Below are 12,569 nucleotides of genomic sequence, written 5' to 3'. Positions count from 1 at the left end.
GTGATAGTAAACAGAAAGGAGGCAAACGATGACGGCAACTGAGTTCATCGATAATAAAGCGCCCCAACTCGCCTTCTATGGAAAAGCGTTTTTGAGTGAAGAACTCGACTTCCATGAAGTGCAACTTTACTTATGGGACACGTTAGAAGAATGGCAGCAACTGAATTCGACTGGCGAAGCGCAAACTGAAACTGAAAAAGTGTTTTGGCACTTGCTCCACAGCTTTAACAGGTGGCCTGACTGTGTGATCCGCGGTAATCAATATCTGCGTAAGCAAGTAAATGATTGCTGTGACTATCTGAGTTTAGGCGGCCGAGTGCCGCAGGGATGCATCGGGATAAGACCTTAAGTTCAGCATTCCTATCGATAAAAAATGGCCCTGTAATAGGGCCTTTTTTATTTCGTAAACCAATTCCTCGTGTGTACATTATTACGCTCTCCTTACTATCAAGATCTATGCTAGCGATAAAGATAAGCGGTAAACTTTTAGCTACAAGCAGTTAACTCTCGAGCCATATTCAACCATCTTATAGTGCTAAACGGGACTCCAAAGTAAAAGGAATACCATTAGCCCTTGAATCCTATGGCACCTTACCCGTAAGCTAAGCGGATTAAACACTTAGACTCATGCCTATGTCCGCAACAGGTTTTATTCAACGTACACTCGATGCCCTCAGTGTCTATTATCACAAGCGGGTTTTGATCCTGTTATTACTGGGTTTTTCTGCTGGTCTACCATTAATGCTAGTATTTTCAACGTTATCCTTTTGGTTGCGTGAAGCTGGTGTTGATCGCACTTCAATCGGTTATTTCAGCTGGATAGCCTTAGCCTATGCGTTTAAATGGGCTTGGTCACCCTTAGTCGATCGGCTTTCATTGCCGCTGCTAACTCGATTTCTAGGCCGCCGCCGTAGCTGGATGCTGTTCGCTCAGTTGTTATTGGTTGGTGCCATCTTAGGCATGTCTTTTAGTGACCCTCTCAAAGATCTCGAGCGCTTGGCACTGTTCGCGTTAATGGTCGCCTTTGCCTCAGCCACCCAAGATATTGTTATTGATGCCTTTCGGATTGAATCAGCCCCAGAAAAGATGCAAGCCGCACTAGCAGCGGCCTATCAAGTGGGTTATCGCAGCGCCATGATTATCGCCACCGCAGGCGCGCTAACCATAGCGGCTTGGGTTGAACCCGGTAACACGGCATACAACTTAGTGGCATGGCAAACTTCTTACCTGATTATGGCGGGCTTGATGTCTGTTGGGATTTTGACCACGCTTTTTAGCCGCGAACCCGAAGTCGATACCCGCGCCGCCGATGCCACTGAATTAGCGCTAAAACAACGCTTAAGTGCCCGTTATCCTAGAATTATCGCAGCGGGCATATCTTGGGTATATACGGCCAGTATTTTACCCTTTATCGACTTTTTCAAACGCTATGGCCGCAGCGCTATCCTCATCTTATTACTGATTTCTTGCTACCGGATCTCGGATATTGTGATGGGGATTATGGCGAACGTCTTTTATGTGGACATGGGATTCACTAAGGAAGAAATTGCCTATTTAAGTAAAATCTATGGCCTGATCATGACCTTAGTCGGCGCAGCCTTTGGCGGCGTTCTGTTAGCTCGCTTCGGAACTATGAAAATCCTTTTCCTCGGTGCCTTACTGGTTGCCGTAACCAATCTGCTATTCGCGTGGCAGGCAGTGATTGGCTACAACGTGCCCTTTTTAACCTTTGCTATTTCAGTGGATAACTTCAGCGCTGGGATAGCCACGGCGGCATTTATTGCCTATCTCTCGAGTCTCACTAGCAACGGCTACAGTGCAACGCAATATGCCTTACTGTCTTCGATTATGTTGCTTTTCCCTAAATTTATCGCGGGCTTCTCGGGCGCTTATGTCGACGCATTTGGTTATGTGAACTTCTTTGTCGCCGCCAGTGTTATTGGCTTTCCGGTGTTGTTTTTGGTTGTCTTAGTCAACAAGTATGCGCCGCATCCAAGCACATCATTAATGGATGATTCGTCAAAAAGTGCACCAACAAAATCGGATTAAGGTCTCATAGCACTTATGCCATCAATATAAAAAAGCCCTCACACCTTAGTGTGAGGGCTTTTACATTTAAAGACGAAATGGCAAACGCGATACTGCATCACGTTAAACCAATTCTGCTCGATTAATCTTTAAAGTTATCAAATTGGAAAGGCTGGCCTAACTCAGACTCACGTGCCAACGCCATGACAGCTTGTAAATCGTCACGTTTTTTACCTGTAACTCGTACTTTCTCGCCCTGAATAGACGCTTGCACTTTAAGTTTGCTGTCTTTAATTAGCTTGACCAGTTTTTTAGCAATTAAGGTTTCTATACCTTCTTTAAACTTCACTTTTAGGGAGAAGGTTTTACCGCTGTGGATGGCTTTCTCATCGACTTCCATCGAAGACGGATCCACATTACGTTTGCTCAGTTGCATACGTAAAATGTCCACTAATTGTTGGCATTGGAAGTCATCTTCAGCGGTTAACGTGACCACATGGTCCTTATATTCCACGTCAGCCGTTTTACCGCGAAAATCGAAACGTGTCGCCAGCTCACGCTTAGTATTATCAACCGCATTACGCAGTTCAACTTCATTCACTTCTGACACAATATCCATTGAAGGCATAGTTTTTATGTCCCATATCAAATTAATATGCAGCTAGTTTACCCACACACAGGCCTAAGTTGAAGGTAAAGCCTAGAATAAAAGCGTAATCATGGGTGACTTTAGCCACACATTTTCCTATCATTGCCCCACTCTAAGCTAATACAAACATATTTGTGATAACTAAAAATACCCTATTTAAGCTGGCTTTAGCCGTAGCCTTTGTCGTGATCAGTTATCTGGTATTTTCCAGACCAACCTATTCGCAAAGTATTCCGAATATCGACAAGGTAGGCCATCTTGGGAGCTTTTTTTGCCTCTCCTATCTCGCCTATCTTGCTTTCAAACCTAAGTGGTATTGGTTATCTCTCACACTGGCAAGCTACGCCATTTTAATTGAGTTAGTGCAATCACGTTTGCCCTACCGTAGCGCTTCTGTGGGTGATGTTATTGCCGACTTTTCGGGTATTGCACTGTTTTACTTTTGCAATTGGGCCTATGGCAAATACTTCCGCGCAGCGCAATTACGAGAAGATTAACTCAGGCGCTTCAAACTGGTACTGATAACAGATACCTTAAGGCTACAGATATGACTCATGCTGTGAACATAAATCGCGTGGTGGATATTGCGATTTTAGGTGCTGGTGCCGTTGGACAGCTTATTTGCCACCAACTGACGACAGCGGGCATGGGTGTTGGTCTTATCGGCCGCGATTCAATTGCATCTATACAGCAGACACTTAGCGTCACTCCATTAGCGCCGGCCAATGATAATCAACAGAAAACACAAGCACTCCAGTATTCTGTGCCTATCTTAGCGGCCAATGCGCTCGATAATATCCGCCTAGTGATTGTCTGCGTCAAAGCCTATCAAGTGCTCGATGCACTTTTGCCCTTACTCAACCAACTGCCCAGACAATGCCACATTTTGTTGTTACACAATGGAATGGGACCTCATTTAGCCCTAGCGCCGCTAATTGATGCGCAAGCTGATGGCAGAGGGCTAAGCCTAGGGACAACTTCCCAAGGGGTGTTACGTCAAGCCCGTTGGCAAATTAGGCAAACTGGACAAGGGCTAACTCAATTTGGGCATTTTGCAGGTACAGAGCTCACTGAGCATTATCGCAATGCTTTACTGGCGGCTATCCCAAACAGTGAATGGGTGGATGCCATTGTGCCTTGTCTATGGCAGAAACTCGCCGTTAATGCCGCGATTAATCCACTTACAGCACTATATCAATGTCCTAATGGCACACTCGCCGAGCCAGGTTTTAGTGACATGATTAAAGGCATTCTCGACGAGTTAGTCACGGTTGCCACACTCGAGGGCGTGCCTCTCGATAAACAATTGTTACACGACAGGGTCTATCAGGTGATCCGCCTCACTGCGGGGAATTCCTCATCGATGCACCAAGATATTGCACACCAAAGACGAACTGAGATAGACCAAATTAATGGTTATATCTGTGAGCGTGCACAAGCGCACGGTTTAAGTGCGCCAGTTAATGCTGACCTCTGGGCGCGCATCAAACAGCTAGAAGCTTAAGCAAGAAAACTCACATAACAAAACTAAATATAACAGTATGTTTAATTTAAATAATTTTTAATTTTTTGCTGAATCCTCACTTTTTATTTACCACATTAAAACGCGAATTACCCTAGCGCCATACTCACTCGGCTTTTGCTGCACTCATGCTAGTCAAGCAAATTTACCTTGCACCAACAATACGCACCAAATCAGGGCAGATTAACTTTGCTTTGCACTGTTTTGCACCAAAATTTTAAGCTATTTCGGTGCGTCTTAATGTTAACGCAATGATAATAAATGCTTTATCTATATGGCCTAATTCCTGCTTTATTCCAATAAATTGAGTCTGCAGCTTGTTGGAGAGAAAATTGAAACTGGTCACCGCAATCATTAAACCATTCAAATTAGACGATGTACGTGAAGCTTTAACCCAGCTCAGCGTCCATGGCATGACAGTCACTGAAGTACGCGGTTTTGGCCGCCAAAAGGGCCATACGGAATTGTATCGTGGTGCTGAATATGCAGTGGACTTTTTACCTAAGATTAAACTCGAAGTTGCCATTCATTCCGATCAAGAAGATGCCGTTATTGATGCCATTATTGCTGCAGCCCATACGGGCAAAGTGGGTGATGGCAAAATCTTTGTGACTTCGTTAGAACAAGTGGTGCGCATTCGCACTTCGGAAGAAGGAGTTGATGCCCTATGATGCTAGTGAGCTTCAGACTCAGTATTAAATACCTATTGATATTATTCAGTATATTGGCGACGAATGCCGTCGCCGATGATGGTCAATTTAGCGCTGCAAATACGGCGTGGATCTTAAGCTCATCCGCATTAGTGTTATTGATGACCCTGCCAGGATTAGCGTTGTTTTACGGCGGTTTAGTTCGCAGTAAAAACGTGCTTTCAATATTGATGCAATGCTTCTCTATTGCCGCCCTAGTGTCAGTTTTATGGTTCGGGCTAGGTTATTCACTCGCATTCGACACAGGTAACAGTTTCATCGGTGGCTTAGACAAAGCACTACTGTCAGGTATTGGTCGCGATAGTCTTAGCGGGGATATTCCCGAGCCGCTGTTTATGCTATTTCAAATGACCTTTGCCATCATAACGCCAGCCTTAATCATCGGTGGTTTTGCCGAGCGAATGAAGTTTTCAGCTGTGCTTATCTTTTCAGGTACTTGGTTATTACTGGTTTATGCGCCGATCACCCACTGGGTTTGGGGCGGTGGCTGGTTAGCACAGCTAGGACTGTATGATTTCGCGGGCGGAACCGTGGTGCATATCACCGCAGGGGTTGCTGCGCTCGTGGCCGCTAAAGTGCTAGGTCCACGCAAAGGATTTTTAAACTCGGCGATTATGCCGCACAACCTGACGATGACTGTCACAGGTGCGGGCATGCTGTGGGTGGGTTGGTTCGGTTTTAACGGTGGCAGTGCGCTCGGCGCTAATGGCACCGCAGCCATGGCGATTCTAGCCACTCATCTCGCCGCTTCTATGGGCGCGATGACATGGGCGGCAATTGAGTGGATTAAGTTTGGTAAACCCAGCGCCCTTGGCATAGTCACAGGCATGGTAGCGGGCTTAGGCACTATCACTCCCGCCTCTGGTTATGTTGGCCCAGCAGGCGCCTTAGTCATAGGTTTACTCGGTGGAATCGTGTGTTTTTACTCAACGGTTTATATCAAACAGAAACTTAAAATCGATGACTCCTTAGACGTTTTCCCCGTGCACGGTGTCGGCGGTATTCTTGGTACTCTTTTGGCAGGAGTCTTTAGCTCGACCCAATTAGGCGTTTTTAGCGGCTACGGTTTTGCGACTATGAACAACACTATGATAGACCAACTTGGGGTACAGATTATCGGGGTTGCAGCGACATTCACTTATACTGCGGTGGTCACTTGGTTGCTGTTTGTGATCATCCGTAAGCTACTTGGCGGCCTTCGCGTCAGCACAGAACAAGAAGTTAACGGCTTAGATTTATCGGAACACGAAGAAACGGGTTATAGCCTTTAATCAGAACCTCGAGCCAGAACCTTTAGTTAAGACAGTTCAATAGCCATAAGGGCACCAAGGCGCCCTGATGGCTGACTTACATCATGATGCTACTTTTTGAAATGTTCGACTAACCATAACTTTAAATCCGCCAGCTTCATCGGCTTAGCAAAGAGATAACCTTGTAAAAAATGGACTTGGCGACTGGTCAAATAGTCCGCCTGCTCCTGGGTTTCAACCCCTTCAGCCACCACCACATAATTCATCTTGTGGGAGAGCTCGATAATGGTATCGAGCACGTGGGAAGTCACAGAGTCCTGCCCTATGGTATCGATGAAGCATTTGTCGATTTTCAAGTAATCCAATGGCATGGTTTGTAACAAAGATAAGGTTGTTTGCCCAGTACCAAAGTCATCGATAGCCACTAAAATCCCCAACTGGCGTAAGCTTTCAATGCGCTGGCAAATATCCGGCGTTAATAATTGCCGTTCGGTGATTTCGATTAAAGGCTTAACGCCAATACGATCCAAAGAATCCCGCAGATGAATAAATTTCGACTCGATATCATCTTGGGTAAAATGCTCTGGCGCCACGTTGAACGCGACTCTAAAGCCCGATTCAACCTTCATATTAGCAAAATCTTTTAATGCCTTTTCGAAGATATAATTGGTCAATGGAACAATCAGCTTGCTCTCTTCGGCGATAGGAATAAACAAATCAGGCCGCACTAAGCCCATTTGTGGGTGCTGCCAACGCACTAATGCCTCGACTCCTTTGGCCTTGCCGTCCTCAGCACAGATCACAGGTTGATAAACCAAAAAGAACTCTTCGTTCTCTATCCCGCTACGAATATCATCAGCAAGGGAGTGACGAGATAACCGTGAATAGAGCACAAACAAGATAGAACCCGTAATCAAAATAATGCTAAAGGGTAATGAGATGGCAAAAAATATCCAAAAAAAATGCCTAAAAAAAGCAGGTGACATTTCTAGTAACACCGAAAAACGATGATCCTCAGAATCTAAAGTCATTACCTCATTTTTGATAAACTCGAGTGATTCAGGAATCGTTTTACCATTGATGGATAAAGCGACATTGATAACTGCGCTAGGAAACACATCGGGCTGTACAAAGGAATCTAATAAATATTGTCCTTCAATAATGACAGCAGCGCCGTGTTTAGATTTAGGGTCCCATTTAGATGACACTATCGCGGGCACCTCAGGCATAAAAGGCGTGCCCGTAATAATAAACTGGTTAGATATTTCAAGATTTTCGGTAGCACTAACAATGCTCAGGGGAGTATCAATATCACCGGTTTTAGAAGAGCAATAAACATGTTGTGAATCATATATTAAAGCCGAGCGAAAGTAGGGTTGGAACAACATATAGTTGTATAACTCTTGACACTCAGAATCCTTCAATGCCAATGCATAATGGCTGATTTCATTAGCATGGGACACCAAAGTATCAATATGACTCACATAAATAGCCCCCACACCTTTGACTTTATCTTCAACAAAATACTGTGCAGAGAGATAACTTGCGACAGCAGCAATTCCAATTGGAAACAATATGACTGCCAGCCATTGCCATAATGGCAGATTTAATTTTGCTAACTTTTTTCGCATATATCCTTAACTCGCACTGCGCTCGGTTAAAAATGGTATCAAAATCTATGGAGCAAGACGTGTGTATATTTGTATCTCAGCGAATGTTTGCTTGATATAAACACACTGAATCGAGTTCTATTTTAGTCTAAAAAACCAGCATACCTTCTATTAATTTAGTCTATTCCCACATCACCAAAATGGCGGCGATAGCGATTAAGACTAACCCTAGCATATCTTTTATCTTTACTTTTTCCTTCAGCCAAAAGGTGGCAATCAAGATCATAAAGAAAACTTCAACTTGACCTAAGGTTTTAACATAGGGCACAGCCTGCAACGACATAGCACTAAACCAACCGATAGAACCTAAACAACTGGCGATGCTTGTCAGTAAAGTCAACTTAGGTCGTTGCCATAATGCTATCAGCGTAAATTTATCCTTAAGCAACAAATAACTGACTAACAGCAAAGTTTGTAGGCCTATCACAAATAGCAACACCCAAGCTGCGCTATGGGGGAAACCAATATTCAAACATAAACTCGCTTCTCGTACCCAAAGCGATGTCAGCGCAAACGAAGTACCACAGGCTAAACCAATCAATACCGTATTGAGCGACAGACTTCGCAGGCCTTGTTTGGCACTCATGAGAAAAATTGCCACACCACCCAACAACACTCCCGACCAACCTAAAAGGGATAAATGCGTCCCAAAAAACACTGTGCCTAAGATCGCCGCGACCACAGCTTCACTCTTGGCTAGCCCAGCACCAACGGCAAAGTTCTGTTGCTTGAACAGTTTCACCATCAAGCCCGTCGCGAGAATTTGCATCGCCGATGCTCCGAGAATAAAACCGATAAAACGGTCGCTAAAATCGGGGATTCCGACATCCTGCCAAAGATATAAGCTCGCCAAATACACGGCGGCAATCGGCCCAGCCCAAATAAAACGCGCTAAGGTCACGCCCGCAACACTCACTTCTTTACTCAGCTGGCTTTGAAACGCATTACGCCAAGCCTGCATAAATGCCGCCAGCAAAGTGAGTAAGATCCACATAAAGGTATTCCGTAAAGAATCTGGTCGGCTATAAAAACAAGATTGTTAGGCAAAGCCCATCATAAAACATTAATGTTTCAGATAGCTACGGGGCTATACCAATCACATTCCTCGACTGAAAAACAAAAGCCCCGAACGAGTCGAGGCTTTGGGATTAAGTCACTAATTCATTAAGTCTTAGCTTGCGATTACTTACTGGTATCGATTGGCTCGAAGGATTTCACCAAATCGTCGATCGCTTTCATTTGCTTCAGATAATTTTCTAACTGATGTAAAGGCAGCGCACATGGGCCATCACACTTAGCGTTATCAGGATCGGGGTGCGCCTCAATGAATAGACCCGCTAAACCCAGCGCCATACCACTGCGCGCTAACTCGGTCGCCTGTGCACGACGTCCACCCGCTGAATCTGCACGACCACCAGGGCGCTGCAGCGCATGAGTCGCATCAAAAATCACTGGGTAGCCAGATTGCTTCATCTCATCCATGCCCAACATATCAACGACTAAGTTGTTATATCCAAAGCTTGAACCACGTTCACACAAGATGATCTCGTCATTACCCGCTTCGTTAAACTTAGTGATGATATGGCGCATTTCATGTGGTGCTAAAAACTGTGGCTTTTTCACATTGATAATAGCGCCAGTTTTTGCCATCGCGACAACCAAATCTGTCTGGCGAGCTAGAAATGCAGGTAACTGAATAATATCAACTACTTCTGCCACTGGCACACACTGATGCACTTCATGCACATCGGTGATCAAAGGTAAATTAAAGGTCTTTTTAATCTCTTCAAAAATCTTTAAGCCTTCCTCCATACCTGGACCGCGGTAAGAGTTGATCGAAGAACGATTCGCCTTATCAAAAGACGCCTTAAATATATAAGGGATCCCCAGCTTTTGAGTCACTTCGGCGTAGGTTTCAGCAATCGACATAGCGAGATCGCGAGACTCAAGCACGTTCATGCCACCAAACAACACGAAAGGTTTATCGTTGGCAATCTCGATTGAACCTAGGTTTATGATTTTATTACTCATCGCAACTTCTCTCTAAAATGCTGGAACCTTTCCCAGCGGTGAATAGGAGCTAAGGCGGTTATACCGCAACTAACTGTAAAATTTGACCACAAATCCATGCCATATAGGTTCCTAACGCATAACCTAATACGGCTAACAGTACGCCCACGGGTGCTAAAGCGGGGTGAAATGCCGCCGCAACTACAGGGGCTGACGCAGCGCCACCCACATTCGCTTGGCTGCCTACGGCCATATAAAATAACGGGGCTTTAATCAGCTTAGCCACCAGTAACATAAAGCTTGCGTGAACGATCATCCACACAATACCAATTAAAAAGTACAATGGCGTATCGAGCACCTTACTCACATCCATATGTAGACCAATGGTCGCAACTAAGATGTAAAGGAAGGCTGAAGCCACTTTTGATGCCCCCGCCGCCTCTAAATGACGCACTGGGCTGAATGACATCGCCAAACCAATCGTTGTGACTATCACCACTAGCCAGAAAAATTTAGAGGTTAAACTGTAATCTGCGGTCCAAGGATAGTTCACTTCAAAAAATGGCCCCAGAAAATCAGCGGCGATATGAGTAATACCTGTGATACCAAAGCCTACAGCGACAATCAGCATAAGATCGCGCAGATTAGGAATGCGTGCATTTTCAGCGTGATACTTTTCAACTTTATCTTTTAACGCTTCAATAGCAGAAGTATCTGCACCGGTTTTAGCATCGATCTCTTTCGCTTTTGAGGCAAGAAACAGCAGCACTGCCATCCAAATATTGGCGACTATCACATCGACTGTCACCATCACAGAGAAAATATTACCGCCCACGTCATAAATCTCTTTCATTGCAGCTTGGTTTGCGCCCCCACCAATCCAGCTCCCCGCTAAGGTCGTCATACCACGCCATACCGCATCGGGGCCATCGACCCCAATTAAAGAAGGTTCAATAACCGACACCAGCAACAAGGCGATAGGGCCGCCGATAACGATACCGACAGTGCCGGTTAAAAACATGATCAAAGCTTTCGGCCCTAAACTTAAAATAGCTTTTAAATCAACGCTTAAAATCAATAATACTAAACAAGCTGGCAGCAAATAACGGGATGCTACAAAATACAGTTGTGAGGTATTACCATCGATTACCCCAAAGGTATTCAATAACGATGGCAAGAAATAGCACAATAAAAGTGCGGGAATAAAACGATAAAACTTCTGCCAAAAAGGATGACTACTGCTACTGGTATAAAATACAAAACCTAGAATTGTCGCGAGTATTCCTAACGCCGTGGCATCGTTCGTCACTAAAGCCGTGCTTGTCATGCTAATTTCTCCCTGTTGATACAGTTATTATTTTTATTAGAGACTTAACTTTTAAGTCCCTGGGTCAAACTTCCATCTGCCCAGTGTTATTATTTTTGCGGATTGAATTCGTTAATAAAAGTTGAATAAATAAGAAGAGCCCCGAAAGGCTCTGCTTTAGTGATAAACCTCGGCGTGTTCGTTTAATTCTTTGAGCTGCATCTTCACTATCTCGATCACGGGATCGTGAGGACTATTATCAACAAAATGCTGCAGATCGGCGGCGGCCACATTAATACAACCCAACTGCTGTGCAATAAACGCCCGCTCACGATTCAAATGCACATCGTCAACATGCCATTGCAACAGCAGGCTGCAACACTCCATCGCTGCCTCAAATTGATGCGACACAATGCAACCCGCCTTAAGCTCATGCAGCATACGCGTCAGCAGTTTTTTCACCGTTGCAGGCTTTAAGTAACTAGCCTTAAGCTCAGCAGCATTACCTAACTCGCCGCGCACTAACACGTGCAACTGGTGACGGGTGAGTTCCTTGCCCGTTAAAGGATCCAAATAACTCACTTCACCGCCAATCTTACAACGCAGCACCGTATTGCCAGGTAGCAATATGGGTTCGAGTTCAAGATCTAACTGCTTCGCCAGCAACATCAATACCGTCGCCAGCGTTGTACTATTACCTTGGCGACTAATTAAGCAAGTACCTAAATCTGCCGCCTCTGTACTGAAGTAGTTCTCACGAACACAAAAACCTAAATCCTCGTAAAACCAATGCAACAGCGCATTAAAACGCTGTTGTTGATCAACCAAGTAATGACTTAATACAGCTCCCGCCATTTCAAACCAAGCCCATTTAGCGGCTTCAAGTTTAGAAAATCCAAGGTGCGCACCTACATCCAATGCCGACTCGGGCAATGAAATGCCATCTTGCAGAGTGTAGTTACCCATTAACCCAATAATACCGCTTGTTTAAAATGAGCCAATTTAGCAGCATAAACCAACCAACCTATCGCGCCTAAGTAAGCAAACACTTTGAACAATTTGTTTCTATTCGCTTTTATGGCAATGGCGCCTAGGACAATGTAAGCAACTACAGCACCGATTTTTTCGGTCATCCAAGGATCCACAAAAGGAAATTGCTGGATCATAAAACACAAAGTTAAGCCCGACAGCAGTAGGAAAGTGTCGATAACATGGGGCGCTATCTTGAGCAGTTTCTTCTCCATCAGAGCCGATTGGCGAAGATGCAGGACAAAGCGAACGGTAAGCAGTAACACGCTCAACGCGATAAAGGTAAAATGCAGATGTTTAACCGCAGGATATAGACTGTAAAAAGTTTCCATTACGATACTTATGGCCAGTGACAAAGGCGCTAGTTTACCCTAATCCTTGGCGGCATACCAATG

Annotated in this window: 13 protein-coding genes; 6 read left to right on the top strand and 7 right to left on the bottom strand. The window is 44.8% G+C overall.

The genetic code is table 11. From position 1 onward, the window contains the following. The first annotated feature begins 28 nt into the window (after window positions 1-28). Both HUB64_RS14830 and HUB64_RS14825 read left to right on the top strand, forming a co-directional pair. On the top strand, window positions 29-349 hold the full coding sequence (locus HUB64_RS14830) for a hypothetical protein (RefSeq protein WP_028761869.1): 321 nt from the start codon (window positions 29-31) through the stop codon (window positions 347-349). A gap of 284 nt (window positions 350-633) precedes the next feature. After that, the gene (locus HUB64_RS14825) at window positions 634-2,049 is read left to right on the top strand and encodes an MFS transporter (RefSeq protein ID WP_105250137.1); all 1,416 of its coding nucleotides are present in this window, start codon (window positions 634-636) and stop codon (window positions 2,047-2,049) included. 121 nt (window positions 2,050-2,170) lie between these two features. On the opposite strand, the gene HUB64_RS14820 is transcribed toward HUB64_RS14825, so the two are convergent. After that, entirely contained in the window at window positions 2,171-2,656 is a 486-nt protein-coding gene (locus tag HUB64_RS14820) for a YajQ family cyclic di-GMP-binding protein (RefSeq protein ID WP_006080274.1), read from the bottom strand. A gap of 155 nt (window positions 2,657-2,811) precedes the next feature. Here HUB64_RS14820 and HUB64_RS14815 point away from each other — a divergent pair, with 155 nt between their 5' ends. The 4 genes from HUB64_RS14815 (at window position 2,812) to HUB64_RS14800 (ending at window position 6,180) form a co-directional block, all read left to right on the top strand. Then, window positions 2,812-3,174, top strand: a complete 363-nt coding sequence (locus tag HUB64_RS14815; protein WP_173246685.1) for a VanZ family protein — start codon at window positions 2,812-2,814, stop codon at window positions 3,172-3,174. 50 nt (window positions 3,175-3,224) lie between these two features. Continuing rightward, complete coding sequence (locus tag HUB64_RS14810; protein ID WP_105250139.1) at window positions 3,225-4,181, top strand: ketopantoate reductase family protein; 957 nt, start codon at window positions 3,225-3,227, stop codon at window positions 4,179-4,181. A 350-nt stretch (window positions 4,182-4,531) separates the two neighbouring features. Then, window positions 4,532-4,870 carry a P-II family nitrogen regulator gene (locus HUB64_RS14805; protein WP_105250140.1) on the top strand — a complete coding sequence of 113 codons (339 nt, stop codon included), beginning with the start codon at window positions 4,532-4,534 and terminating at the stop codon, window positions 4,868-4,870. Continuing rightward, on the top strand, window positions 4,867-6,180 hold the full coding sequence (locus HUB64_RS14800; protein ID WP_173497289.1) for an ammonium transporter: 1,314 nt from the start codon (window positions 4,867-4,869) through the stop codon (window positions 6,178-6,180). Before HUB64_RS14805 ends, HUB64_RS14800 begins: the two co-directional genes overlap by 4 nt. 89 nt (window positions 6,181-6,269) lie before the next feature. Here HUB64_RS14800 and HUB64_RS14795 read toward each other — a convergent pair whose 3' ends face one another. From HUB64_RS14795 to HUB64_RS14770, 6 genes are all read right to left on the bottom strand, one after another. Then, window positions 6,270-7,790: an EAL domain-containing protein gene (locus tag HUB64_RS14795; protein WP_173246690.1), complete on the bottom strand. Its 1,521-nt coding sequence runs from the start codon at window positions 7,788-7,790 to the stop codon at window positions 6,270-6,272. A gap of 160 nt (window positions 7,791-7,950) precedes the next feature. Continuing rightward, window positions 7,951-8,823: a DMT family transporter gene (locus tag HUB64_RS14790; protein ID WP_105250143.1), complete on the bottom strand. Its 873-nt coding sequence runs from the start codon at window positions 8,821-8,823 to the stop codon at window positions 7,951-7,953. A 188-nt stretch (window positions 8,824-9,011) separates the two neighbouring features. After that, window positions 9,012-9,860 (bottom strand): 3-deoxy-8-phosphooctulonate synthase, encoded by an 849-nt coding sequence (kdsA, locus tag HUB64_RS14785; RefSeq protein ID WP_113939761.1) that lies wholly within the window; start codon window positions 9,858-9,860, stop codon window positions 9,012-9,014. A gap of 58 nt (window positions 9,861-9,918) precedes the next feature. After that, window positions 9,919-11,166 carry a DUF819 domain-containing protein gene (locus tag HUB64_RS14780; RefSeq protein ID WP_173497288.1) on the bottom strand — a complete coding sequence of 416 codons (1,248 nt, stop codon included), beginning with the start codon at window positions 11,164-11,166 and terminating at the stop codon, window positions 9,919-9,921. Window positions 11,167-11,322: 156 nt separating this feature from the next. Then, the gene (locus tag HUB64_RS14775; RefSeq protein WP_105250146.1) at window positions 11,323-12,111 is read right to left on the bottom strand and encodes a SirB1 family protein; all 789 of its coding nucleotides are present in this window, start codon (window positions 12,109-12,111) and stop codon (window positions 11,323-11,325) included. Next, a complete protein-coding gene (locus HUB64_RS14770; protein WP_006080263.1) occupies window positions 12,111-12,506 on the bottom strand; it encodes a SirB2 family protein in 396 nt (131 codons plus the stop codon). The genes HUB64_RS14775 and HUB64_RS14770 overlap by 1 nt, the downstream gene beginning before the upstream one ends. Window positions 12,507-12,569: the final 63 nt, after the last annotated feature.

The organism is Shewanella sp. ISTPL2, from assembly GCF_013283205.1.
Taxonomy (GTDB): domain Bacteria; phylum Pseudomonadota; class Gammaproteobacteria; order Enterobacterales; family Shewanellaceae; genus Shewanella; species Shewanella oncorhynchi.
The sequence above is the reverse complement of the archived record's forward strand: the minus strand, read 5'-3'. Positions and strand labels throughout refer to the sequence as shown.